Source organism: Coprococcus sp. BIOML-A2, assembly GCF_009875795.1.
GTDB classification, from domain to species: Bacteria; Bacillota; Clostridia; order Lachnospirales; family Lachnospiraceae; genus Coprococcus; species Coprococcus aceti.
Genome location: NZ_WWSI01000005.1, coordinates 126,061 through 151,323 on the forward strand (window position 1 = coordinate 126,061; position 25,263 = coordinate 151,323).

General features: G+C 42.8%; 23 protein-coding genes. 7 read left to right on the forward strand and 16 right to left on the reverse strand.

All coding sequences use genetic code 11. The features are described from left to right. Window positions 1-78: 78 nt before the first annotated feature. The 3 genes from GT575_RS11345 to dinD all read right to left on the reverse strand — a co-directional run bounded on the left by GT575_RS11345 (window position 79) and on the right by dinD (window position 2,509). The gene (locus GT575_RS11345; protein WP_022215836.1) at window positions 79-513 is read right to left on the reverse strand and encodes an Hsp20/alpha crystallin family protein; all 435 of its coding nucleotides are present in this window, start codon (window positions 511-513) and stop codon (window positions 79-81) included. Between the two features lie 237 nt (window positions 514-750). Then, window positions 751-1,542 (reverse strand): metallophosphoesterase, encoded by a 792-nt coding sequence (locus tag GT575_RS11350; RefSeq protein ID WP_055273771.1) that lies wholly within the window; start codon window positions 1,540-1,542, stop codon window positions 751-753. Between the two features lie 148 nt (window positions 1,543-1,690). Beyond that, entirely contained in the window at window positions 1,691-2,509 is an 819-nt protein-coding gene (dinD, locus tag GT575_RS11355; protein ID WP_055273773.1) for a DNA damage-inducible protein D, read from the reverse strand. A gap of 161 nt (window positions 2,510-2,670) precedes the next feature. Between dinD and GT575_RS11360 the strand changes: the two genes are divergently transcribed. After that, a complete protein-coding gene (locus GT575_RS11360) occupies window positions 2,671-3,591 on the forward strand; it encodes a tyrosine-type recombinase/integrase (protein WP_022216262.1) in 921 nt (306 codons plus the stop codon). Window positions 3,592-3,768: 177 nt separating this feature from the next. After that, a complete protein-coding gene (locus tag GT575_RS11365) occupies window positions 3,769-4,299 on the forward strand; it encodes a glycosyltransferase family 2 protein (protein ID WP_161172032.1) in 531 nt (176 codons plus the stop codon). On the opposite strand, the gene GT575_RS11370 is transcribed toward GT575_RS11365, so the two are convergent. Next, entirely contained in the window at window positions 4,188-5,324 is a 1,137-nt protein-coding gene (locus tag GT575_RS11370) for an ATP-binding cassette domain-containing protein (protein ID WP_161172033.1), read from the reverse strand. The genes GT575_RS11365 and GT575_RS11370 overlap by 112 nt on opposite strands. 372 nt (window positions 5,325-5,696) lie before the next feature. On the opposite strand from GT575_RS11370, the gene GT575_RS11375 reads away from it, so the two are divergent. Next, window positions 5,697-6,359: an L-2-amino-thiazoline-4-carboxylic acid hydrolase gene (locus GT575_RS11375; protein WP_161172034.1), complete on the forward strand. Its 663-nt coding sequence runs from the start codon at window positions 5,697-5,699 to the stop codon at window positions 6,357-6,359. A 63-nt stretch (window positions 6,360-6,422) separates the two neighbouring features. Here GT575_RS11375 and fliB read toward each other — a convergent pair whose 3' ends face one another. The 11 genes from fliB to GT575_RS11430 form a co-directional block, all read right to left on the reverse strand. Next, a complete protein-coding gene (gene fliB / locus GT575_RS11380) occupies window positions 6,423-7,523 on the reverse strand; it encodes a flagellin lysine-N-methylase (protein ID WP_161172035.1) in 1,101 nt (366 codons plus the stop codon). Between the two features lie 37 nt (window positions 7,524-7,560). Then, complete coding sequence (locus tag GT575_RS11385) at window positions 7,561-8,598, reverse strand: sensor histidine kinase (RefSeq protein WP_161172036.1); 1,038 nt, start codon at window positions 8,596-8,598, stop codon at window positions 7,561-7,563. 24 nt (window positions 8,599-8,622) lie between these two features. Further along, window positions 8,623-9,309, reverse strand: a complete 687-nt coding sequence (locus GT575_RS11390) for a response regulator transcription factor (RefSeq protein ID WP_161172037.1) — start codon at window positions 9,307-9,309, stop codon at window positions 8,623-8,625. A gap of 64 nt (window positions 9,310-9,373) precedes the next feature. After that, window positions 9,374-11,857 (reverse strand): ABC transporter permease, encoded by a 2,484-nt coding sequence (locus tag GT575_RS11395; RefSeq protein WP_022217323.1) that lies wholly within the window; start codon window positions 11,855-11,857, stop codon window positions 9,374-9,376. Then, window positions 11,850-12,548 carry an ABC transporter ATP-binding protein gene (locus GT575_RS11400; RefSeq protein WP_022058355.1) on the reverse strand — a complete coding sequence of 233 codons (699 nt, stop codon included), beginning with the start codon at window positions 12,546-12,548 and terminating at the stop codon, window positions 11,850-11,852. Before GT575_RS11400 ends, GT575_RS11395 begins: the two co-directional genes overlap by 8 nt. A gap of 224 nt (window positions 12,549-12,772) precedes the next feature. Further along, a complete protein-coding gene (locus tag GT575_RS11405; protein WP_004850024.1) occupies window positions 12,773-13,576 on the reverse strand; it encodes an HAD family hydrolase in 804 nt (267 codons plus the stop codon). A 13-nt stretch (window positions 13,577-13,589) separates the two neighbouring features. Beyond that, a complete protein-coding gene (locus GT575_RS11410; protein ID WP_161172038.1) occupies window positions 13,590-15,578 on the reverse strand; it encodes a glycoside hydrolase family 31 protein in 1,989 nt (662 codons plus the stop codon). A gap of 10 nt (window positions 15,579-15,588) precedes the next feature. Beyond that, window positions 15,589-16,314: a sce7726 family protein gene (locus GT575_RS11415; RefSeq protein WP_161172039.1), complete on the reverse strand. Its 726-nt coding sequence runs from the start codon at window positions 16,312-16,314 to the stop codon at window positions 15,589-15,591. A 148-nt stretch (window positions 16,315-16,462) separates the two neighbouring features. After that, the gene (locus GT575_RS11420; protein ID WP_015533746.1) at window positions 16,463-17,386 is read right to left on the reverse strand and encodes a DnaJ C-terminal domain-containing protein; all 924 of its coding nucleotides are present in this window, start codon (window positions 17,384-17,386) and stop codon (window positions 16,463-16,465) included. A gap of 192 nt (window positions 17,387-17,578) precedes the next feature. Beyond that, complete coding sequence (gene eno, locus GT575_RS11425) at window positions 17,579-18,880, reverse strand: phosphopyruvate hydratase (RefSeq protein ID WP_055146761.1); 1,302 nt, start codon at window positions 18,878-18,880, stop codon at window positions 17,579-17,581. Between the two features lie 173 nt (window positions 18,881-19,053). Next, entirely contained in the window at window positions 19,054-19,830 is a 777-nt protein-coding gene (locus GT575_RS11430; protein WP_055273076.1) for a ZIP family metal transporter, read from the reverse strand. Window positions 19,831-20,232: 402 nt separating this feature from the next. Here GT575_RS11430 and GT575_RS11435 point away from each other — a divergent pair, with 402 nt between their 5' ends. After that, window positions 20,233-21,756 carry a Mur ligase family protein gene (locus tag GT575_RS11435; protein ID WP_161172040.1) on the forward strand — a complete coding sequence of 508 codons (1,524 nt, stop codon included), beginning with the start codon at window positions 20,233-20,235 and terminating at the stop codon, window positions 21,754-21,756. A 554-nt stretch (window positions 21,757-22,310) separates the two neighbouring features. Here the strand turns inward: GT575_RS11435 and GT575_RS11440 are convergent. After that, window positions 22,311-23,213, reverse strand: a complete 903-nt coding sequence (locus GT575_RS11440; RefSeq protein ID WP_055223234.1) for a deoxyribonuclease IV — start codon at window positions 23,211-23,213, stop codon at window positions 22,311-22,313. A gap of 192 nt (window positions 23,214-23,405) precedes the next feature. On the opposite strand from GT575_RS11440, the gene GT575_RS11445 reads away from it, so the two are divergent. The 3 genes from GT575_RS11445 (at window position 23,406) to GT575_RS11455 (ending at window position 25,089) form a co-directional block, all read left to right on the forward strand. Then, complete coding sequence (locus GT575_RS11445) at window positions 23,406-23,765, forward strand: VOC family protein (protein ID WP_015533742.1); 360 nt, start codon at window positions 23,406-23,408, stop codon at window positions 23,763-23,765. Window positions 23,766-23,838: 73 nt separating this feature from the next. Beyond that, entirely contained in the window at window positions 23,839-24,264 is a 426-nt protein-coding gene (locus GT575_RS11450) for an FKBP-type peptidyl-prolyl cis-trans isomerase (RefSeq protein ID WP_004850005.1), read from the forward strand. A gap of 114 nt (window positions 24,265-24,378) precedes the next feature. Continuing rightward, window positions 24,379-25,089 (forward strand): DUF3800 domain-containing protein, encoded by a 711-nt coding sequence (locus GT575_RS11455; protein WP_161172041.1) that lies wholly within the window; start codon window positions 24,379-24,381, stop codon window positions 25,087-25,089. The last annotated feature ends 174 nt before the right edge of the window (window positions 25,090-25,263 follow it).

Below are 25,263 nucleotides of genomic sequence, written 5' to 3' on the forward strand. Positions count from 1 at the left end.
CACAAAAAATCCGGCACAGGAGGGAGGTTCCTGTGCCGGACTTTTATATACAAATGAAAGTAATCTGTCTATCGTATGTTATTCAATTGTTATATACTTTGACTTTGGCTCTTCCGGTTTCTTCTCAATCTTTGGAACTGTGAGCTTAAGCACTCCGTCTTCAAACTTGGCCTTGATATCTTCCTGAGTCAGATCCTTGCCAACATAGAAGGTTCTGCTGCCTGAGCCACTGTAACGCTCCTTGCGGATGTACTTTGTCTTCTTATCCTCCTCTGTAGTCTCACTCTTTGTAGAAGCGTTCACGATCAGATATCCATCCTTGAGCTCTATCTTCACATTCTCTTTCTTAACTCCTGGAAGATTCATCTCAACTGTGTAGGCATCCTCGCTCTCGGCTACATCAGCCTGCATAAATCCATTCATCTGCGTCTGCTTTGGTGCTGTATAAGTCCTCTCAGGATATCCAAAGAAATCATCTAAAAAGCTATCTCCAATAATACTAGGCATTAACATAAGTCATCTCTCCTTCCAATATCTATCCCCTCTGCCTTTATCGCATCAGGTATATACATGTTAATAATTTCGTTTTCTTTTCAAAGGATCGCTTCAAGGCTTATCGTTAATTTCTATTTAGAAGCTCTTTCCTTTGACTGATTATGTTATACCACTTCTGTTAGCACTCGTCAACACCGAGTGCTAATAAATTTTGTGAAAAATTTGTGAAGTCCACTAATTCAGGACTTCACAACCTCACACATAAAACGTCTTTTCATCCTCGAGCCTGAAACATGCAAGTCTTGCGTTCTTTTTCCCTGTATATCTCATCCAGCATCCACAGTCAATGTCATAGAACAAAAAGTCCCGCTCCTCGTCATACCTTCGAAATACCCATCCATCATTATATGCAAACTCCTCCTCTTTGATCGTTGGAGTATGCCCCGCCACTACCATGCCGTGCATGATGCCGCCATCTGTAAATCCATCACCCCTGGCGTTCATATAGAACTCTTCCCTTGAGCTGTACCTGGTCTTAAGTTCCGGCGTATCAAGTCTCCTGATGTATCCGGCATGAACTACTATGCATTTTCTGCCAGACACTTTCGTTTCATATAGATACGGCATGTTCTTTATCAGGTCCGCCACTGCACATAACCGCGAGAAAGTATATCCGGATTCTATCAGCTCATATACCGTCTCACAGCGGTCAAACTTTACGCTGGAATCTTTTTTCGCAAGCTTCTTCATCGACCGGTACAAAGTTTTCGTGTCCTGCAGGCTATCCCTGTCAAGATCCATTTTGTAGCTGATGATCCTCATCGCCTCTATATTCTGTGCAAAGTCCTCATCATGATTGCCTCGTAGCAGAATGACATTTGGCGGAACATTCATTATCCATTCCAGCACCTCAGCGTTCTTTGGTCCCTTATCCACATAATCCCCGGCACATATCAGAGTGTCACTGTCTTCTAAATTTATCTTCTCAAGCATCCGGATCAGCTCGTCATAACATCCGTGGATGTCCGATATTACATAACTGCCCATATCTATCCTCCAATATCATACTTCATATCGAACATATACTAGACTTATTTCTGTAAATGTCAACACCATCTGAAAGTAAATTCTGAGTAAATGTCTGGTCAGGACATATAATGCTTGTGCTTTCCAATATCGCCAAATAGTCCAGCGCTCATTCATCAAGCATTAGTTTTCCTTTCTTCGCCTTCAACTTTAATCGTTCCATTTGTTCTTTCTCGATCTGTTGAATACTTTTTTCTGGCGTTGGAAGATCTTCAGGCATCGTGCCACCAATCTTTTCTATGGCAGTGCGCACTTCTTTTCCAACATTATAATGAACTGATGTTGCCTTATCAGCGCCTTGTATTTTGTCTTTCCTCAACTTTTCTTCTGTCTGAGATATACGAAACAAGTTTGCGATCAACTCCGTACTTCCCATATAGTCAAGTATTTTTTGCCCAACTTCTAACTGTTTTCTTGAATGGATATCGTCTACATCAAGTCCTCCATACAGACCCATATAACCTGCATTTTGGAAAAAAGCAAATTCTTCATTTGTTATTACTCCAGCATTATGAGCAGTCTCTGCCAACATCTGATTCCACTGCTTGATATCGCCCCGAACCACCAGTCTCCTATTATCCTCATCCAACTCATTAAAATGATCAGCGACTTCCTGTCTGTATGTCTGTATTGCAAAATATGTCTGACCTAAAGCTATGACTTCCTTACGTGGATCTCCATTCTGTACTACCAAATAACATGCATATCGGGATAATTCGTAATCTCTTGTTGGTTTCGACGTAATTCCTGCTTCAACGATTTTGCTGACCTCAGCAAAATCGTCAGAAACCCTATGTCCACTATTCTCACATGCAATCATCGCTCTTTTTATTACCTTTTCAAAATTTCTCCACTGTACATAATCAAGTGCCGGGCCAAGTTCTCTCGCACTCCAATATTCACTTCCATCTTCACGAACATGTTTGATATCTTCACAATTACCATAATAATTTTATCATAGTTACACCTTAAGTACTACTTGATTCCCGTATTTTTTATTATTTACGCCATATTTAGCAGTCTCAATTACTTTCCTACGTTTTTCCTGTACCATATAATTCTGACAAATACATACAAAGGAGATCAACTATGGACAACATGCAAACATTGATAAAAAACTATTTGGAATACTGTGGTAAACAGAAATGCCTTGATGAAAAAACTCTGAAAGCGTATAAGATCGATCTAAAGCAATTCTCAGACTATCTTTGCTCATCTGACATCACCGACGTTTCCACCAGTATATTGGAGGATTACATCGGTGAACTTCATAATAAATACAAGCCCAAGACCGTAAAACGTAAAATTGCATCTGCAAAAGCATTTTTTCACTATCTTGAATACAAGGAAATCCTGGATAGAAATCCGTTCAATAAACTGCAGCTCAAATTTCGAGAGCCCGTAATATTACCCAAGACCATTCCACTTCACACCGTTGAAACAATTTTGTCCACCATTTATGAACAGCTTAATTGTGCCAAAACTATCTATCAAAGAAGGAATTCTCTGAGAGACGCAGCCGTTATTGAACTTTTATTTGCAACCGGCATGCGAATTTCTGAACTCTGTGCGCTGAAAGTCAACGATATCAACCTGTACGATGGAAGCATCCTTATATATGGCAAGGGTGATAAAGAGCGCCGACTTCAGATAGGAAATCCGTCTGTCATAAGTATACTGAACAAATATGAAGTTGATTTTCATTCCGAGATAATGAATTGCAATCACTTCTTTGCAAATCAATCCGGTCGGTCACTGACCGATCAGACTGTCCGCAGAATGATAAATAAATATACCGCTCTTGCCGCAATCGATCTACACATAACTCCACATATGTTCAGACATACTTTTGCAACCAGTCTGCTGGAAGCTGATGTGGACATCCGCTATATTCAGGAAATGCTGGGGCACAGCTCCATCAACATCACTGAGATTTATACTCACGTTGCGTTGGCTAAACAGCGAAGTATTTTGGCAACTAAACATCCGAGAAATAATTTTAATATTTAGTTATGTGAGCAAAGCATATTATCTTTCGAGGGATATGCTTTGTTTTCATTTTGCGCCTTTAATCAACCTCGGCAGAGGTGGTATTTATACGGATAATCAAGTATTATCAATATATTCTTGTATATTTCCCTTTATCTTCATTATGAAAATAAATTTTATTTAAAGGAGAAAATTTATATGAAAACGGATGTTAGTTTTATTATTTCAATAGATTCTTCTTTTGAAATGTTAAATAATTTTTTTGAACACTTATTACAAGATGAATTTGCTCTAAATTCAGAAATAATAGTTATTTTAGATGCTATTACAAACTGCAATATTATTACCTATATAAAAAATTTGAGTAAACAAACCCCTAATATAAAGGTATATATTTCTGACAAAAAATTGGGATATGGAAAAGCAAATAATTATGCAGTTAAACAAGCTCAAAACAATATCTTATACTTTATTAATACTGATGTTTTTGCTGAAAAGGAATGTTTTAGTAAAATGCTTGATGCATTAATGCTTGAAAATGTTGCTTGCGTACAACCTTTATTAATTTGGCCTCAAAATAACAGAATACAGTGTGCAGGAAGTACTTTTGGTCCTTTTTACAAGAAGCATCTTTTTGCAGGTCGCTTGTTAAATACTATAGATCTTTCTAAGTCTTCTATCTTAAGTTCCCATATATTCCCAAATTGGCAGAAAATAAATAATTTGTAGCACAATAAAAAATCTTTTTCCTCGTTTCCAGAAAAATTTAAAAGAATTGAAGAAAATGGCTGTGTTACATTGTTACGAATTTGGTTTAATAAATATGTTTTTCCACTACCTGCATTACCAACAATCAAAAAGAATAAATTATTCGATGTATTTGAATTAATAAATAAATTTATATCATTTAATATTGCCATTTGAGATGAGATGAATAGTTGTGGAGTATATAGGTCTAATGTTTTTATATCTTTTATTATATAGTTTTTTACTTCTGAACAGATCTTTATTTTTATTACATATTCAGGTTTAGATATGATGACTTTAACTGGTAAAAACAATGAATTATCACCTTTTTTTACATTCCAATCAGATAGTTCTTTATATATATTCATATAACATGACGTAGATTCAAAAGCATCATCAAGTACAATACCAACATTTTGGTCTTTAGAAGATTTAAACCTAACATATATAAGATATTCATTTCGCAATTTTATAGAAGATAGTTTTAAAAATCTGTTATCTCCACAATCATATTTATCTAAGAAACATACAGTTTCTATTTTGTCTTCAATGTAATATTTCTGGGCACAATTTGTATGAAAATATTTATCTTCGATTGTAGGGTTATCTGATAACCAACTTTCTATTTCTTCCCCATTTATATAATAGATTTTTAGGTTATCTCTATTACTAGCAAAGATGTCCGCACGTCTTTTATAATCATCGCTAATATATGCATTAGTGATAAACGCAATTACAACTACATGCCCATCCAACAAACTAGAAACTAACGTTGAATCTAAATGACTCTTTGGTATACTTTTATTAGTGTTTACGGAGTATTTTGCCTCATACCAATATTTTATAGTTGTATTAAAAGGTAAATAGGAAATTACACTTTCTCCGTCTTTATTACCGTCATTTGTCATTTTTGTTTTTTCCCATCTTAAATTTGGATAATTACTTACCATATATTCAAATGCCAAATTTTCAAATTCTTTATTATTTATATTTTCCCATGTTATCATATTTGCACCTCTAATTTAGTAAAGGAATTATAAAAAATGATCGATAATACTTGATTATCCATCATTTTTTGTCTTTATCTCAATATCCACGACTACTTAATAATATAATAACAAACTATATCATATTTGCCATTAAATGTCATCACTATATTATTTGTTTTCACTATATGCAAATGTTTTTATATTGTTTTTCTATAGATATATATTTTCCCCAACTTAACAAAAATTTTCAATACATTATTGTTTGTTATCCTGAACTTTATATGATAAAATTTATCCAGTTAGTATATTCTAACCCAATAGTTAAATTAAATTTGTCAGCCACACCACTGCGGATTCTAGGCTGGCATCAGGTTATGGGAGATAAATGAGATGAAATGGGCATATTCAGTATCGAGCTATGCAAAGCTCTATGAAAAATACTGCAAAGAAAATCTTCCGTCCAAGGCGGATGATATATTCAAAAAGGCTGATGAATATTACAGGGAATTTATGCGCAGGGACATGCCGGATCTCGGCAAAAATATGATGGCGGCCAATATGTATGACTGGTTCACCATCATATCATTTTATGAGGCAAGCGATCACAGGCTTGACGGCGAGGTTCTTCTCACGATCAAACGGGAATCTACTGAGAAGATGAAATTCCTTGGAAAAATTGTCAATGGCAACAAGAGCAACTGGCCATACAAAGTATTTGAAAAAACCTATGTGAAGTTCAACAAAATGCAACAGGAACACCAGGCTAAAGGAGAATGGATGGATAGCTGGAAAGTTGAGATCAACCCAGATGGCAGGACTGAAGGGTTCTGCTTCCATCTGATCGGCTGCCCTATAGCCAAGCATGCGAAGGAGCACGGCTATGCAGATCTGCTCCCTTATCTGTGCAGAACTGACCACTACCTTGCGGAGGTCATGCACGCCCGCCTGATCCGTACACAGACCGAGGCTCTTGGCGGTGATTGCTGCGACTACTGGTATGTCGGCGACGAAAGTCCTGCACTGGAGCAGTATAAGGATCTTGAGAAAATATAACTATTCCCACACATGACAAAAAGCAAGCACCTGTTTCTGATATAACGATGCTTGCTTTTTTATTTACAGACCAAACCAATCTAGAACCTCAACCTGTTCAAGATTCTCGTCCGAATGCTCTATCTCCCTGGAATATCTGTAAGAGAGCTCTATGAGATCATCCACCGACAGAGTCTCACCATTTCTGAGCCATCTCGCCATGAGTAGCATATAGAGTTCAACCGCATGTCCGACGCATGCGTTCACCTTGCCGGATATATTGTCGTCATACACTGCGCCGAGAAGGTAGATCGATATGAAGTAGACTATGATCTGTTCAAGGAATATGTCCAATGTCATATGAGGGGCACACCCACCGTGATTTCTCCACCATGCATCAAACCTCTTCCTGTTGCCGGCAAAAGCTTCCTCACCCTGTCCAAACAAAAGCTCCTGCGACTCAATGAGCACATCCTCCCAGTCATCATACAGGAGTTCAAGATCTTCAATGAGAAACATAGCCTGCTTCTGAAGTAACATATACTCTTCATGGTCTCCGTGGATCTGTGGCTTATCCTGCTCCTCACACTCATACCACATGACAAGGTCGCCCTCGTCATAGTGTCTCTGAGCCGACGCACCGATCTGAATCACCCGCTCTATTCTGCTCCGTATGTCCACACTTCTGTCCTGAATGACATTCAGTATCGCCTCCCGGATATCCTCCAGATTGGAATACAGGAAATAATCAAAGTCATCGAACACTTCGTCCTCATCGTCTTCCTCGGTCACAAATGTAACCTTATCCGTGATGTTCATCAGTATACGTGCCACCTCAGGACATGAAAGTGATAACGAAACCTCGCGCACATTCTCGAATTCCTCCGTATGTCTCGGATACTCCCTGCAGGTGGTACAAAGGCGTTCCTTACCCATGTGTATATACAGATCACACAGCATGTCATCCCGCAGAAATGCACACTTTCCACTTCTGCCGTGTCTGAAAACGCCTTCTTTCCAATTTACCTTGCGGCGCAGCTCATCCCTGTACTCACCATTATAATCCTCATATTTTTCCAACGAATCATCATCTATCACTATCTGCCATTTGCCGCAGCATGTGTCCGGGCATTTGTCCGCTATGCAGCTGAATTTCTTATAATAATCCGGGTATGTGTAAATCATATGTACTCCTTTATATATAATCATGCCATTATTCCATTCATCGGCTCTGCAGCACGATCACGAACTTGTTACCGTCCTTTTGGGAAATAACACTTAACATTCCGCCCTGTTTTTCTATGATCTCCCTTGACAGATAAAGACCTATTCCAACGCCATCCTTGTCACCGGAATTTCTGCCACGGTAAAATCTCTCAAATATATGTGTACGCTCATCCTCTCCTATTGGTTCATTCTCATCTGTCACACTGATTTCAACCGTGAGTCCTAGTTTTCTGACCGACAGGACTATCTCACTTCCAGTTTTTCCGTATTTTATCGCATTATCCAAAAGATTGAAACACGCTTCCGCAGTCCATCTTCTGTCATGCTGTATATCACATTTCACCTGTTCATCATATCTGATAGTTATATCGGCATTTTTCGCACTCACATATACATCTTTCACTGCCTGCAGCACAGTGTCATTTATACTCTGGCTTTTCACATCGAGATTGATAAGTCCGCTTTCCAGTCTGGATACCTTTATCATACTCTCCGAAAGAAATGACAAGCGATCCACCGCCAGTTCAAGGACTTGCAAGTACCTAGTACGCTCATCATCACTTATATCCGGATTTTTCAGAAAATCCGTGTACATCCTCAGGTTCGATATTGGTGTCTTCAGTTGATGGGAAAGATCCGATACCAGTCCCTTAATATTCTCATGCTCCAGCCTCTCTCTGGAATTCTGAAGTTTCAGTGCATCGATTATCTTGTCAACCTTGCTCTGCAGCCTTGATACCAGCGAATCATCATTTTCCGGAAATACCTGCTGCCGTTTCAGCTCAGAGAGATTGTCCAAAAGATCCGACATAGCTGCCACGACCTCCGAAATAAAGTCATCATCTGCCTTCTGCAGCAACTTTATGACAACATACATAACTACACCACACGCCAGTGCGCCTATGGCCGCAAGTATTTTTCCTGAACATACATACTCAAATACTGCTAAAAACACAAACAAAAGAAGTGAGCATACATACAGCATCCTCACTCTCTTCGTATATTTACCATAGTTTTCAATATATTTATCCATATTATCTCTGTTATCTACCCCTGCCTATGTCTCGCCAAATGTATATCCAATTCCAAACACCGTGATCACATACTCCGGATTGCCGGCATCCTTTTCTATCTTCTGACGCAGTCTCCTGATATGCACATTCAGCGTGTTCTCATCCACATAATTTTCATTGTCATCCCAAATCTTCTGTATGATCATATCCCTTGTGAGAACGCGCCCCTTATTTTTTATCAGCAGTTCCAGTATCCTGTATTCCATAACGGACAGCTTTATCGGTTCATCCGATATGTACACCTGCATCCGTTCAAAGTCAACACTCATATCCCCATAATGAAAACGTTCGCGCTTTACCCCATCCAGTGCATTTTCACTTCTTCGAAGGACTGCCTCTATCCGCTGATACAGAAGTTCCACGGAAAACGGCTTCGCTATATAGTCATCGCAGCCGGCCCGGAACCCCTCTATCATATCAGCCTCCGTATCTCTTGCCGTGAGGAAGATGATCGGGACATTTGTACTTTTTCTCAGTTCTCTGCAATAGTCAAGCCCCCTTCCATCGGGAAGGTTTCTGTCAAGCAATATCAGATCGAAGCCATGTTCCAGACAGCCATCCGCCTCCTTGCATGAGTACGCAGTTTCAACTTCGTATCCCATCTTTTCAAGGAATAACTTCACACCTCCACATATGATCACATCATCCTCCACGACCAAAATACGTTTCATACTTTCTCCTATCAATTACATGCTGATTCCATATCATTTTCACGACTCCCGGTCTGCCCAATATCTATGATGCTTCTCTCAGCCGGCTTGTCACCGTATCTTTTGTCACAAGTCTGAACACCATCGCCGGAACCACAATGCATATAGCAAACAGCACAACAACGACTCCGGCAACAAGTGCATACGGATAATGAAATACTGCATAATCGGCTATATTCACACTTAGCCGGCCAGCTCCATACATCATAAGGCTTCCAAGTGTCACAATAAGTACTGTTGTTATAATACCATAAAACATGCCCTCGTACATAAGCATATTACGTATCTGCCTCTTTGTCATTCCAACGCTCTCAAGCACTGCCAGTTCCAGTTTTCTCGTATATACACCGGTGATCATGACATTGATATAATTCACCACTCCGATAAGTATCAATATGATCGACATTCCACCGCCTATCACCTCAAGCGACAGCATAGACTTCTTGAATTCCGAGCCCTCCACCGACTTGATATCACTACCGGCTATGACTGGATTTTCCTTTACGATGCGCTGTACATATGGTGTCACTTCTGATTCTTTTCCTGTCTCCGCATCCGCAATGATGCATGAGATCTCCGCATCCGGGAACAGATCATCCATCACCGCATCACTCACAAATATCGCCTCCGGAGCTCCACCAAGTGTCCAATAATACCCAGCGGTGATTGCTGACTGCTCTGTTCTCATCATGGCTGCACCAACTGTGATCTGTCTCTTCCTGCCCGTCTGGTCATTTACAAGTGTCAGAGTCTTATCCGTCATCCGCTCCGACGCTGATATGGAATCTACATAACCTATCAGACATACCTCTCCTTTTTCGAATGCATCTATATCAATCTTCTGTCTGGCAGTTTTGTTGTAGAGCTTTATCATATCTGAATTGACCGATATCAGCGGTGCCCCATACTGTGCCTCACTGTTGGTCGTTGTCTCATAAAATGTCGCAAGAGATTCCGGGTCATCCTCGGTCTCAATAAACGGTGCATAAAGTTCAGCATCAAATGGCAGTCTTACATTTGCGCTTCTGTCCACCTCTACAGTACCCATACCCGGAATGCTTTGCATCTGATCCGCGATATCTGCCATGGTCGCCTGAGGCTTAGAGTTATCTGATTCGCCGTCGCCATATAGCACATAATCATTGTGAAGATAGTGCTCTATATAACTGTCCGCATCCATGCATGATATAAATGTATTCACACACAGAAATGTAACTGAACCCATGAATATTGATGCGAACACAAGTATACTTCTCTTTTTTTCACGAAACACATTCCTCCATGCCATCTTCCAGGGCCTTCCTCCACTGGTGGACTTATATCTTGTTCCCGATATATTTCCAGCATATTTCATAGCATCGATTGCAGATATCTTCCCGGCATATTTTGCCGGTTTCCTTGCGCTTATAAATACAGTTGCAAATGCAAATACCACGGAAAATACATATATTCCCGGATTGAAACTGACCGCCGATGAAAGTGCAGCTTCCCTGTCTACCGACAGCATGTTCATAGCAAGAGGAACAACGCCAAATGACACCGCCGTTCCAAGGAGTACCCCTATCGGAATTCCTACACAAGCCAGATATAGTGCCTGTTTTTTCACTATCTTCTGTATCTGGGACATCGTGGCTCCGATGGTCTTCAGCATTCCATAGAATCTTATATCCTTTGTAACAGATATATACATTACATTATATATAAGAAGATATCCACTAAGGAGTATCATAAGAGCTATAATGCCTATACTTATAGCTATAAAAACACGGTTTGAACCATTTTCAGACTGAACATCATATTTCACGTCAAACTTCTGGTCCTGTCTCAAAGTAACATTCTTCTCAAGTTCATCTTGGAGTTTATCACCCTTGCCCTCCTTTGCGGAGATACTGACACGTCCATCCTTCTGCATATCTATTCCCTGGGAATCCACATATTTCTTTGACACCAGGCATACGCTGCTCTTGGCAAATCCTGTGTACCAGCCTGAGAGCACAAAATTTTTCCTCTCACCATCCATCACCAAAGTAACGTTCTGACCTACCTTCGGCGACGTGATCCCCATATTGTCAAGTATCTGTTTTGTGAGCATTATCTCATTCTCATTCTTCGGATAACTGCCATTTATATCGGTTATGGCAGGTTTCAGATTCTCATTAAATTCCGTGTCATCATCATACTGAAGCAGATAACTGTACTTGCCTGATTCCGTGCTTACCGTCTGTGCATCAATCTGTATTCCCGCCGCAAGAAGTGACGGACAGGACTTTATATCATTTATCTGACCTTCAGATGGATGCTCCATATATATAGAAGATCTTGTTCCCTGAAGTCTGAGCTGCATCTGGTTAAGATTTTTAGCTATGGAAAATCCCAATGTAAATACAGCCGTGAACATAAAAGTTGTGAGAACGATCGCCAGAATAACAATTACATTTCGCACTTTATTCTGCTTTAACATTCGATGATATATCTTGTTCACCGCCGCCTGGTTATTGTTTCTAAGCATCCTTCTCACCCCCATCTGGTACTCCTGCTGAGAAGATCCTGCCATCTTCGATCCGTATCATCTGGTCTGCCATGGTTGCTATCTCTTCATTATGAGTGATCATCACTATCGTCTGTGCAAACTCTTTACCAGTCAGCTTTAACAGTGCAATGACATCCATGCTGGTCTTGCTGTCCAGATTGCCTGTCGGCTCATCAGCCAATATGATAGAAGGTTTTGCTGCCAGCGCTCTGGCTATCGCAACCCTCTGCTGCTGGCCTCCTGACAGCTGGTTCGGCATGGAAAATTTCTTTTCCGACAAGCCGAGCACATCCATAATTTTATCTACATACGCAGTGTCTATCTTTGTTCCATCCAGCTCGATCGGAAGCACTATATTCTCATACACATTTAATATTGGCACCAGGTTGTAATTCTGGAAGACAAATCCTATCTTTCGTCTTCTGAATATCGTAAGTGCCTCATCGTCCATTTCAAAAATAGCTTTGCCGTCCAGTATAACATCTCCTGATGTTGGCCTGTCGAGACCTCCTAAGAGATTTAGAAGTGTTGACTTTCCGCTTCCCGAACTGCCTATGATAGATACAAATTTTCCCTCTTCAATATCAAGTGACACATCTGTAAGCGCATGCACGACATTGTCTCCTGTTCCGTATGTCTTTGTAAGATTGTGGGTTGATAATATATTCATGATACCTCTTCCTTTTCATTCCTTTTTCATTTTCTGCCATTTCTTTGTCTGATCTACTTGATGGTTTTATTCTAACATCCACATCTTACAATCTTATTACATTTAATATTAAGATTTAGTGGTCACTGCTTACATTATCAATATATTAAAAGACCCAGCCCCTGTTAATAAGAGACTGAGTCTTTGATTCCTATCCATTATTTATGTCTGTTTCTATACTCCGCCTACAAGTTGGCTGCCAGCACCTGCTCCATAACCTGTAGCACTCCCCGTTCCTCATTGGATGGGGCGCGGAATCTTGCAAACTTCTCCATGCCAGGCTGCGCATTTGCCACGATATAGCTGTAATATACCGTCTTCAGCATCTCCGCATCGTTGAAGTTGTCGCCGAATGCCATCATCTCACTGGTATCAATACCTAAAAGTTCTCCGATCTTTCTCATGGCCATTCCCTTATTGATACCTTTATTCATGATGTCGATCCATTCTCTTCCGCCCACAGTGACTGAGAAGTTATCTCCAAAACGTGGCGTGTAGATCTCTTTGTACTTCACAGCGGCATCCTTATCCGGAGCAAATATCGTAAACTTATTGGACTCGACGTCAAGGCTTCTCATATCATCAACAAACACAAGATTACTTAGAAATGCTTTGAAAAACTTCGCATACTTCTCATATTTTTTCAGGACATATGCTCCGGATAGGGCACACAGTACAGCAACACCATCCGTCTCGTCTTCCACAAAGCGTATCATACTCTGGTACTCTTCCACATCCATCAGGCTCTTGTATATGATCTTGCCGCAATTGGAAATAGCCGCACCGTTATCCCCGATGACCACCATCTTATCCATCTTGTCTCCGAACATGTCCCTCAGGGTGTACATAGGTCTTCCGCTGGCTACAACAAAACGAATCCCTTTCTCATCCAGCCTATCAATGTAATCAAAGAAACCATCCGGGAGTTTTCCATTCTCCATAAGCAGTGTGTGATCCATGTCGGATGCTATTAATTTTACGTTCTTCATGTCTTCACTTTCCTTATTTAAATAAGAGCGCACTGTTCTTCTCCAGATCATACTCTCTTGTATAACCGTCATCATCGTACAGCATATAGCTGCTGTTCCTGTAGCCGATCAGCTGCATTGTAGTCTTGTCGATATCCGCTACGCACTCCGCCACATCCACGACAGGTATACATTTGCCACTTCTTACAAAAAGGATGACTTCATTCAAAGGTACCTCAACAAAGTGATGTCCTGCAGGCATCTCCGTCTGCTCAACTGCTCCGTCTGCCGTAAACCTTACAAGCATCATATCCTCCGGCAGATACACATATCTTCCGATGGCATTCTGCGTGTAAACCGGCGCGATCATGATCTCATTTCCCAGCATGAGCTGATCCTCCACATGGGCTGCGATCTTATCATCTGGATATTCAAATGCCAGCGGCTTGAACATCATGTCGTCCGTCAAGGCAGCCTTCATGTACTCGCTGTATATATATGGAAGCAATCGGTAACGGACACCGATCACATTCCTGAAATCCTCTATATGCTCAAACTGATAGCACTCCTGATCTCTTGTACCCTCACAAGAATGGTCGCGCATGAGCGGAGTGAACACGCCGAGTGCGAGCCATCTGAGAAGAAGGTCTCTGGATGTGTCACATCCAAATCCACCGAGATCCGCGCCCGTATACAGGAAACCGCACATATTCATGGACGGAAGCATCTTGATGTTGAGCAGGATGTGTGACCACCACGATTTGTTATCGCCCATCCAGACGCCGCCATAACGATGCATCCCTATATAAGACGATCTGGAGAACAAAAGTCGTCTCTCATCCGGTGAGATCTCGCGAAGCGCCTCGCCTGCCGCCCTTGTCATGTTATATCCAAAGAGGTTGTGAACCTTGTCGTGACGCACCATCTCCCCATCCACATTGTGATACATAGATGCGTAATCCTTCGGATTGTTGGCAACACCTGCCGCCATACCCGAGATGCCCCAGACATCGTCCACAGTCTCGTCCTTCTCAATGAACTTCTTCATAGCTTTCTTCAGCTCACTCACGCCCTCCGGGGTGAAGAAGATCGCCGGCTCATTCATGTCATTCCAGAAGCCCTCTATACCTGCATCCGTGAGGATCTTGTATTTTGCACCGAACCATCGTCTCGCCTCAGGGTTCAGCACATCAGGAAAATGTGTATATCCCGGCCATACCGCCGCAACGAAATCACTTCCATCTGCTCTCTTGCAGAAGTAGTTATTTGCCACGCCCTCCTCATACACATCGTAACCTTCCTCAATCTTTACTCCGGCATCGATGATCGGGATCAGGCGTATATTATCCTTTTTCAGATTCTCCACATACTCCGAAAAATCGCCAAAGTCGTCATTTATGGTGAAATCCTTATAGCTGTCCATGTAATCTATATCCATGTAGACCATATCGATCGGGATGTGGTTCTCTCTGTATTTTCTCGCCACCGTCTCAAAGTCCTCCGGTGTCTTGTATCCCCAGCGGCTCTGTCCAAATCCAAATGCAAACTTTGGCGGGATATAACTCCTTCCGATCATCTTCCTGAACTGCTTCGTGATATCATATGGGCTGTCACCTGTTATCACATAGATATCCAGATCTGCGCTGTCACAGAAAATGTGCAGCTCATCGCACTTCGTATATCCCACGTCAAATGTGATCGTGGATGGATAGTCAAAATACAGGCCAAATGTCTGCGCTCCTGAAACTATAATAAAGTTGTGTGATGCATACAGTGAGTATACATCCTCGTGATGATGCGGATTGTCTGCATTGTTGCTTATGTACTTGTAGCCTCTCTTGTTGATTCCTCTGTTCGCCTCGCCAAGGCCATACACTATATCACTGTCCTCAAGACCAAATGTGTACGAAAATCCGGCTGTTAAGTCTATATTGCCGTGATCTGGCTGTCCTTTTTCTGCTGCGATATCTACCACTACTGATTCTGTCTGAAATGGCTTTCCGTATGTATACTTCTTTATCATGCTGTCACCTCTATGCATCTCTCTTTTTTCTTCTGTATCTCTTTTTCTTTCTCCTGACCGTCTTGCCGCGCTTTGCCGCCTGTGCCTTTCTGAATTCCTGTATCTGCTCGATCATGGCGGCATAATCCCTCTCGAACAGGATCTCACTTATCTCATGATGCACGATCTCCGCCGGAAGTCTGTCAACTATAAGTGTCCTGACGAAATCCTTGCTCTTTCCCTTATACATCGGAAGGCTGTAGGTCTCCTGAATATGTGCAAGCTCCGGTCTCCACAATATACGTATGGTACGAAGCAGATCAGCCCGTGGATTAGGCTGCATCTCCCTGACCACATAGAAATCGATCTTGTGAGTCAGCTTGTCTGACACTCCTTCCTTCAGGCCTTCTGCATCTGGCTTGCCACCTGTATCTGACTTGATGCCTGTATCATATTCTTCAACAGATATGATCCCCCAGTAGTCTGGTACATGCTCTGCCACATGACCTGCATGTGTACTTCCCACCACCACGATATTCTGGTCAAAATATAGATCATAGTCTGCTACCTGACTCTCCAGCCGCGTGTATGTATCCGCATCACTTTTTATCTCGATTCCCACTATCTTGTCTGGAATGACCATTACCACATCCGCACGGGAGTTTCCGACGGTCTTCTCCTCAAGGATACGCACCTTGCCATATCGCTCCTCAAGGAAATCAAACAGGGGTTCTCGTATATCTTTATCTAATAACATTTTTCCTCCTGAAATCAATGGTTTGAAGTAATCCTTATATGTATTTTTGTCTGCAAAGTCAAGAAGCTCCCGCTTTAGCTGAGAAAACCAGGGCAGACCGCTCATAAAGTGAGCTTTCCGCCCTGGTTTCTATGTGAACATAATATTATCAGCCCTTGTTCACAAGCTCTGTGAACTTCTTAAGCGCATCCTTCGCCTCTGGTGAAATGTTCCTTGGAACTGCAATTCTCACGGTAACATAATGATCTCCATGGGTATTGCCGCCCCTCGCCTGGACACCCTTGCCACGAAGCCTTATCTTGCTTCCCGACTGAGTACCCGGTGCTATCTTGCACTTCACATCACCGAACATGGTGTGGACCAATATCTCTCCACCGAGAACTGCCGTGTCAAATGGCACAAGAGCCGTGGTGTATATATCCAGACCCTTTCTCTCATAACCTGCCTTGTCTCTTACATTGACCTTCAGCAGCATATCTCCAGGCTGACCCTTACCGGTTCCGGGATATCCCTTGCCAGCCAGTCTTATCACACCGCCGTTGTCTATACCCGCCGGAATGTGTACAGTGAACTGGGAACTTCCTCCCCGTCCATCATTGAACGACAGAGTCTTGTCGCAACCATATACTGCATCATCAAAATCTACCGTGACACTTGCCTCCATATCTCTGCCCCGCGCATTGAAGCTTCCCTGACCGAATCCGCCAAATCCACCTCTCTGTGAGCGGCCACCGCCGCCAAAGAACGAGCCAAATATATCGCCAAACATATCACCGAAGTCTCCACCCTCAAAGTGGAAGCCTCCGCCTCCGAATGGATCACCACCGGCAGCTCCACCGGAGCCATCGAATGCAGCCATTCCAAACTGATCATACATCTTCCTCTTCTCGGCATCAGACAGTACCGCGTAGGCCTCAGAGGCCTCCTTAAACTTCTCTGCAGCCGTCGCATCGCCAGGATTCGTGTCCGGGTGGTATTTCTTCGCCAGGGTTCTATATGCTCTTTTTATCTCAGCGTCTGTGGCTGTCTTTGATACGCCGAGAACTTCATAATAATCTCTTTTTGAAGCCATGATTCCTACCTCCCGATAAGCCTATGTATAGTTTAACACTATCTGTCAAGTGATTCCATATTTTTAATGTTAAAATACACACATATTATCTGGCAATTTTTAGTCATTTTTTTATTTAATTAAAGTATAAAAAAGCACCTCCACCGATGATTCCACCAGTGGAGATGCATTCGTATGGCTAATGCTATTATCCTACTGCTTTACGTTGAAAGCTTTGATTCCAGGATATACAGCTGAGTCGCCAAGCTGCTCTTCGATTCTGAGGAGCTGGTTGTACTTTGCAACTCTCTCTGATCTTGAAGGAGCACCTGTCTTGATCTGGCATGTGTTGAGTGCTACTGCGAGATCTGCGATAGTTGTATCCGCTGTCTCACCTGATCTGTGTGATGATATTGCTGTGTATCCAGCCTTATGAGCCATCTTGATAGCCTCAAGTGTCTCTGATACTGAGCCGATCTGGTTGAGCTTGATAAGGATACAGTTTGCGCATCCCATCTCGATACCCTTTGCAAGTCTCTCTGTATTTGTAACAAACAGATCATCACCGACAAGCTGGACCTTGTCGCCAAGTCTTGCTGTGAGCTTCTGCCATCCTTCCCAATCCTCCTCATCGAGACCATCCTCGATTGAGATGATAGGATACTTCTCAACAAGCTTTGCCCAGTGCTCGATGAGCTGCTCTGCTGTATACTCTGTCCCAGCCTTTGGAAGCTTGTACCAGCCCTTGCCCTTCTCGCTCTTCCACTCTGATGAAGCAGCATCCATAGCGATCTTGAAGTCCTTACCCGGCTCATACCCAGCCTTCTTTACAGCCTCGAGAATTGTCTCGATAGCTTCCTCGTCAGACTTAAGTGCCGGGGCAAATCCACCCTCATCACCTACTGATGTAGCAAGGCCTCTCTCCTTGAGGATTCCTGCAAGTGCGTGGAATACCTCTGCACACCATCTCAGACACTCCTTGAATGATGGAGCGCCAACTGGCATGATCATGAACTCCTGAACGTCAAGTCCTGATGACAGAGCATGACATCCACCGTTTACGATGTTCATCATTGGAACTGGAAGCTTGTTTCCTGAGATTCCACCGAGGAATCTATAAAGAGGAATGTCAAGTGAGATTGAAGCTGCTCTTGCTGCTGCGATTGAAACTGCAAGGACAGCATTTGCTCCAAGGTTTGACTTGTCCTTTGTTCCATCAGCCTTGATCATTGCTGCATCAACTGCATATATATCAGACGCATCCATTCCTGTAAGTACGTCATTTATAGTAGTATTTATATTCTCTACTGCTTTCTGAACACCCTTGCCGAGGTATCTTGACTTGTCTCCATCACGAAGCTCAAGTGCCTCAAACTCACCTGTGGAAGCTCCACTTGGCGCCGCACCACGACCTACTGTTCCATCTGCCAGATACACCTCCGCCTCAACTGTTGGATTTCCTCTTGAATCAAGGATCTCTCTTCCTATTACCTTTTCAATCTCAAGATAATTCATCATTTTTATATTTCTCCTTTCGTCGCGCGAGTATAACCCCTGCTGACCCTCCGATTCAGCAGTTTACAGAGGGTACAGGAGCTCACATGATCTACGATGTTAGTTTAAACTAACTTGCATTTAAAATCAACATGAGTAGTTGCTCATATTTTATCATTTAGCATTTTTCGTCATTATCCGAGTGCCACATCCAGCACCATCATAAGAGCGAAGCCCACCGCCGCACCGATGGTTCCTATATTGGTATGCTCGCCCGCCTGAGACTCAGGTATCAGCTCCTCTATGACCACATAGAGCATGGCTCCCGCCGCAAATGCAAGGAAATACGGAAGAAGTGGTGTGACCTGGACAGCCAGCAGTGCCGTGAGGAACCCTCCGACCGGCTCCACAGCTCCGGACAGCGTTCCATACAGAAATGCCTTCTTCTTGCTCATGCCCTCGCCAACAAGCGGCATGGACACAATTGCACCTTCCGGGAAGTTCTGTATAGCGATTCCTATGGAAAGTGCAAATGCACCTGTGATGGACACGCCCATATTGCCCATGGCTGCGCCGGCGTACACAACGCCCACAGCCATGCCCTCGGGGATATTGTGGAGCGTGACTGCAAATATCATCATGGTCGTCTTCTGAAGCTTTGACCTGACGCCCTCCGGTTTGTCACTTTCCAGATGAAGGTGAGGTATCACCGTGTCAAGGACAAGCAGGAATATGATTCCAAGAGCAAATCCGATAAGTGCCGGCAGCCACGCTATCTTTCCCTGTGCCTCCGCCATGTCTATGGACGGAATGAGCAGTGACCATATGGACGCCGCGATCATGACCCCCGCCGCAAACCCGAGCAGAGCCTTCTCCACAAGCGGGGATATCTTATCTTTCATAAGGAAAACCATGGCCGCTCCCAGTGTTGTTCCGGCAAATGGTATAAATAATGTTATGAACTCTGACATTTCATCACCTCTTTATAATATGTATTCTGTCTATACTATATTCGTATAACCTCTTCATTAGTTCATTTTTTTAAATTGCGACTACAATTTAATTGAACAGGCGTACTTTGTCAACACAAGTTTTTGCATATGATAGAAGTTATCAATACCGGGCCAAAATGCTTCGCATTTCGACAATTTAAGTGCTATAATATCTGAGGTTATGCTATAATAGGCATGGTTGTACCAGCTTGGATATATTTGTATGCAAATGGAGATAAATATGAAGAGAACAGAACGAATGATCTGAGTATTTTTTATTTGACATAATTATTTATAGAAAGCATAATAAGTGATACATTTAGTCGTACGGATCATAAGTCCGTACAAATACAATAAAAGACACATTCCAAGGGGAAAAGTATGAAAGAGAATTTACAATTTACAGCTTTATTGGATATTTTAAGCAGGCAGGATCTTATAACTGAATATTCGGAGGATTGCAAAGACATCACTCCTTCCCATATAACCATCAATTCCAAGGATGTGGTCCCAGGTACATTCTTCGTGTGCAAGGGTGCCTCATTTAAGGAGGATTACCTGAAATCAGCCATCTCACAGGGCGCCATCGTATATTTGTCACAGCAAAAGTACGACGACGTGGACATTCCTTATATTATTGTAAATGATATAAGAAAGGCCATGGCTCTTGCTGCCAGATGGTTCTTCGGCAATCCAGGCGATAACATGACCAAGGTCGGAATCACCGGAACAAAGGGAAAGACCACAGTTACATTTGTCATGAAGGATATACTGGACAAATACACCGACAACAGATGCTCAGCATTCTCAACCCATGAGATTGATGTTGGAACAAAGGTTTTTGAGACCACTCTCACCACACCTGAGCCTATTGAACTCCAGACATACTTCGACATGGCTGTAGATGAAGGCTGTACACACTGTATAATGGAAGTTTCTTCCCAGGCCATGAAGATGAACCGTATCTACGGAGAGCACTACAAGGTCGGAGTATTTACCAATATCGACTACGATCACATCAGCCCGACAGAGCACGCCTCCATGGAGGACTATCTCGGATGCAAGGTATCCTTCCTGAAGCAGTGCGACAACGTTGTGCTGTACAGTGACACAAGATATTTTGAGACTATATATAATGAAGTAAGAGACAAGCACGTTGTTGTATACGGAAGCAAGGAATCAATTGAAAAGCTCATGTCAAGGGATGACGATTTCTTTGAAAAGGATACTGAATTCGCCAGCATCCACAATGAAGATCTCACAGACCATAACAGCTACTTTGAGCTTATATACGGAGGAGAGAACAGAGCATACAACACCAACCTGATCGGTGATTACAATGTTGAAAATATTGTTGCCGCCATCATCTCCTCTCTTCTCATCGGCATTCCAAATGATCAGATCAGAAGCAGCATCAGAGATGTATATGTTCCGGGAAGACTACAGGTATATCACTGGAAGGATCGCACATTTATGATCGACTACGCACACAACTATATAAGCATGTACAGACTGTATGAGATGGTTAAAAAGACCATGAAGCCAAAGTCTATAACCGTTGTATTCGGCTGTGGCGGTGAGCGTTACAAGAAGCGCCGTGAGGATATGGGAAGACTTGCTGAACAGTATGCCGACAAGGTGGTTCTCACCATGGAGGATCCGGGATTTGAGTCCTGTGAGGAGATCTGCAAGGAGATCAAGCAGTACATCACAAAGCCTTGCTATATAATCGTTGACAGGGAGCAGGCTCTCACAAGAGCCCTCGACGAGGCTCAGCCTGGCGAGCTTGTCATCACGACTGGAAAGGGTATTGAGAGTACCCAGAGAATCAACGGAACTTTTGTGCAGTGTCACTCTGATGCGCAGGTCATCGAGCACTGGCTGACAGAGCATCCGGAGGAATGATAAACGAACGGTAATTGATCTGCTCCGTTTACAGGTATTGAAAAGGCTGGTCACTATATCTGTAATCCCATCACGTTCGACTGCTGTCGCTTCAGAATTTTCCATTTGCACTCGCTTACGACCGCGATAAGAACGTTGCGGTCTTCAGCTCGGCAGGAAAATCCTGAAGCTCGGCAGTCTTCACTACCGATGGGATTACAGATATAGTGACCAGCCTTTAATATAGTTTGTAGACGGAGCAGACCAATTACCTGTGTTTTGACTGAACATTAGATATGCAATGGTAAACCACAGGTTTATTGCCTTTCTTGCGGCTCAGCTTATAATGAATAGTAGAAACGGGGCGAAAGCGCTGTTATGCAGGTGACAGGAGTTGCCTATCAGACTGACGTAAACTTAATAGTCGTAGCAGGCTGTAGAGTGATGATGCGTGTGATGTTCCGGGAAACAGTGCATGGCTGAGCTTCATAAGGGTTGTTTGTTTACCAAAACCCGGATAGGCAGAGATGCCGAAAGAAAACATTCAGGGAGTTCTACTAAGTAGAACTCCTTTTTTATCTGTTATCTTCCACCACTTTCTCCCTCATCTTCGGATCGAATTTTCCATTTCGGATCATTGCTATCTCCCGTTTGAACGGCTCGTAGCTTTTCTTGCTGTTTTCCGGGTCTTTGATGTATGGGGATTCCAGGATCTTTGGGACTTCCATGAAGTCTGGGTGGTTCATGATGTACATGAGCGGTTCAAAACCTATCTTGCCAAACCCAAAGTTCTCGTGTCTGTCTTTAGCCGCTCCCGGTTCATTCTTGCTGTCGTTCATATGGAACACGGCTATCTGATCTTTGCCGATGAGTCTGTCGAACTTCTCCACAACTCCATCGAAATCATGTATGATGTCGTAGCCCGCATCGCTGGTGTGACAAGTGTCAAAGCACACACGAAGCTTGTCATTATGACTCACTCCATCATAGATTCGCGCAAGCTCCTCAAAGTTTCTTCCAATCTCACTGCCCTTTCCCGCCATGGTCTCCAGAGCTATGTGGCATGCGGTGTCCGCGGTCAGGACTTCATTCAGGCCCTTTACTATGCTTGCAATTCCCTTGTCCACGCCCTCTCCTACATGTGAGCCCGGATGAAGGACTATGGTCTGTGATCCCATCGCTGTCGCCCTGTCAATCTCCTTTGCGAGGAATTCCACTGCGATTTCATAAGTCGCAGGATTTACTGTATTTGCAAGATTGATTATATACGGCGCATGGACCACGAACTCCTCTATGCCGTTCTGAGCCATGAGTTCATGTGCCTCCTGTATCCTAAGCTCCGATATATCTTTGCGTCTCGTATTCTGTGGTGCGCCTGTGTAGAGCATAAATGTATTTGCGCCAAATGCCACAGCATCCTTCACTGAGCCTAGCATCATCTCCTTGCCCGACATACCCACATGACATCCTAATTTCAACATAATTTATCTCCATTCATTCTAAACTGGTTTCAGTTTACTCTATCCTCGCCGACTGCACAATACGCTGCCGCTACAATCAATAAATAGCTTTTTCTAATTTTACCATATATTATGTAGACTGTTCGCAAATCATTTGGTAAACTAAATACCAGAAACCAACTTATATTATACATTTGGGAGAAAACCGCTATGCAATTAAAAAATGTACTAATCGTCGTAAATGACATTGAACGATCAAAAAAATTTTACAAAGATATCTTCGGGCTTGAGGTTATCTTGGACAACGAGGGAAATGTGATCCTGACGGGAGGGCTGGTCCTTCAGGATGCAACTATTTGGGCTGAATTCATTGAAAATCTTGTAATTCCACATAACAATGCTTCGGAGTTATATTTTGAAGAAAATAATATCGAGGAGTTTGCACAAAAACTTGATGAGTCGCCATACGACATTGAATATGTCAATCGTCTCATGACTCATTCATGGGGACAAAAAGTCATCAGATTCTATGATCCTGACGGCAATCTTATCGAGGTTGGAACGCCATAATTTTTCCTATATCCATTCCCTCTATTTCATGTTACAATTAATGACATATTACCCAATTGGAGGACAAATTTTTATGAGTAACACAGGAAGAACCTGTAAGGTTCACTACACAGGAACATTCAACGACGGAACAAAGTTCGATTCTTCATATGACAGAGGCGAGCCTATCGAGTTCGTTTGCGGTGCAGGACAGATGATTCCGGGATTTGATCAGGCAGTTGAGGGCATGAACGTTGGCGATATCATCGATGTACATCTTCGTCCTGAGGATGCATACGGAATGCCTGACCCGGAGGCCATCATCAAGGCTCCTCTTGCAGATATGCCTGGCGCTGAGAATCTTGAGGTCGGTAATCAGGTATACCTTGCCAATTCCATGGGACAGCAGTTCCTTGTAAAGGTCATTGAAAAAGATGACGAATCCATCACATTTGATGCAAACCATGAGATGGCCGGCAAAGAGCTCAACTTCAAGATAGAGCTTGTATCAGTGGACTAATAGTAACGATACTTATGTTAGAAGGAACCTTTTCACACTTGACGTCAGTTCCGACGGTCTGTCCCACCCAATTGGACGGACAGTGTGATCCGATTATATAAGGAGGCGGGAATCGTGAACATTTACATAGACGAATCAGGTTCTATCAATAAATATGCCACAAACGATCAGTATTTCGTGGTGTCTATGATCCATGTCCTCGATCCCGTCGCCCTTGAGCGTGCTTACAAGAGATTTATTTCTTCCAACTATGAGATGCTTCTTGATCTGGACAGTGATAAGGTCGATGACATGACCGGCAAGATCACCAAGCACGGCGGGAGAATGTTCCGGGACGGCAAATTCCGTGAACTAAAAGGTGCACAGTTTGACAGAGACATGAAGCACATATTTGTGGATTACTTCTCCAGGAAGCATCACTTTGACGTGTACTATATCATGATGAAGAATGAAAATCTGCCGAACCGATTCTTCGACAACATCTCCAGGACATTCAACTTCTCCATCAAATCTGCCCTGCTCTACTTCATACAGAATGGATATCTTCCTGACGAGGACTGCTTTCTGCAGCTTGACGAGAGGAATGAGCGGGTAGAGAACAAATCATTCCTTGAAAATTATCTGAACACTGAGCTTTCACTGTCAGGTCAGGTCGCAGGTAATTTCTCAGTGAGCTACTTTGACTCGGCCTGCAACAAATTTGTGCAGATAGCGGATGTATTTTCTAATCTGTTCTATTCTCACTTGCAGACCGGACACTATACTGATGAGCTGGAGCTTATGAAAAAGCTGGGTATACTTAAGGGTGTTTACGAGCTGACATAATCAAAAAGGGATTGAACCTTGCGATCTGTATCGCGGTTTCAATCCCTTTTTTGAAATATTTAAAATACCAATTGCCTCCGAGCGATGCTCACACAGAACACTTACATAGATAAACGCACTATCGAAGGACTTACTGTTGGTACTTATATATTATCACATTTTGTCTCATAAAAC

Excerpts from the sequence above, each read along its gene's own strand:
- GT575_RS11345 (WP_022215836.1), bottom strand. The coding sequence starts at position 513 with ATGTTAATGCCTAGTATTATTGGAGATAGCTTTTTAGATGATTTCTTT.
- GT575_RS11350 (WP_055273771.1), bottom strand. The coding sequence starts at position 1,542 with ATGGGCAGTTATGTAATATCGGACATCCACGGATGTTATGACGAGCTG.
- GT575_RS11360 (WP_022216262.1), top strand. The coding sequence starts at position 2,671 with ATGGACAACATGCAAACATTGATAAAAAACTATTTGGAATACTGTGGT.
- GT575_RS11365 (WP_161172032.1), top strand. The coding sequence starts at position 3,769 with ATGAAAACGGATGTTAGTTTTATTATTTCAATAGATTCTTCTTTTGAA.
- GT575_RS11370 (WP_161172033.1), bottom strand. The coding sequence starts at position 5,324 with ATGATAACATGGGAAAATATAAATAATAAAGAATTTGAAAATTTGGCA.
- GT575_RS11375 (WP_161172034.1), top strand. The coding sequence starts at position 5,697 with ATGAAATGGGCATATTCAGTATCGAGCTATGCAAAGCTCTATGAAAAA.
- fliB (WP_161172035.1), bottom strand. The coding sequence starts at position 7,523 with ATGATTTACACATACCCGGATTATTATAAGAAATTCAGCTGCATAGCG.
- GT575_RS11385 (WP_161172036.1), bottom strand. The coding sequence starts at position 8,598 with ATGGATAAATATATTGAAAACTATGGTAAATATACGAAGAGAGTGAGG.
- GT575_RS11390 (WP_161172037.1), bottom strand. The coding sequence starts at position 9,309 with ATGAAACGTATTTTGGTCGTGGAGGATGATGTGATCATATGTGGAGGT.
- GT575_RS11395 (WP_022217323.1), bottom strand. The coding sequence starts at position 11,857 with ATGCTTAGAAACAATAACCAGGCGGCGGTGAACAAGATATATCATCGA.
- GT575_RS11400 (WP_022058355.1), bottom strand. The coding sequence starts at position 12,548 with ATGAATATATTATCAACCCACAATCTTACAAAGACATACGGAACAGGA.
- GT575_RS11405 (WP_004850024.1), bottom strand. The coding sequence starts at position 13,576 with ATGAAGAACGTAAAATTAATAGCATCCGACATGGATCACACACTGCTT.
- GT575_RS11410 (WP_161172038.1), bottom strand. The coding sequence starts at position 15,578 with ATGATAAAGAAGTATACATACGGAAAGCCATTTCAGACAGAATCAGTA.
- GT575_RS11415 (WP_161172039.1), bottom strand. The coding sequence starts at position 16,314 with ATGTTATTAGATAAAGATATACGAGAACCCCTGTTTGATTTCCTTGAG.
- GT575_RS11420 (WP_015533746.1), bottom strand. The coding sequence starts at position 17,386 with ATGGCTTCAAAAAGAGATTATTATGAAGTTCTCGGCGTATCAAAGACA.
- eno (WP_055146761.1), bottom strand. The coding sequence starts at position 18,880 with ATGAATTATCTTGAGATTGAAAAGGTAATAGGAAGAGAGATCCTTGAT.
- GT575_RS11430 (WP_055273076.1), bottom strand. The coding sequence starts at position 19,830 with ATGTCAGAGTTCATAACATTATTTATACCATTTGCCGGAACAACACTG.
- GT575_RS11435 (WP_161172040.1), top strand. The coding sequence starts at position 20,233 with ATGAAAGAGAATTTACAATTTACAGCTTTATTGGATATTTTAAGCAGG.
- GT575_RS11445 (WP_015533742.1), top strand. The coding sequence starts at position 23,406 with ATGCAATTAAAAAATGTACTAATCGTCGTAAATGACATTGAACGATCA.
- GT575_RS11450 (WP_004850005.1), top strand. The coding sequence starts at position 23,839 with ATGAGTAACACAGGAAGAACCTGTAAGGTTCACTACACAGGAACATTC.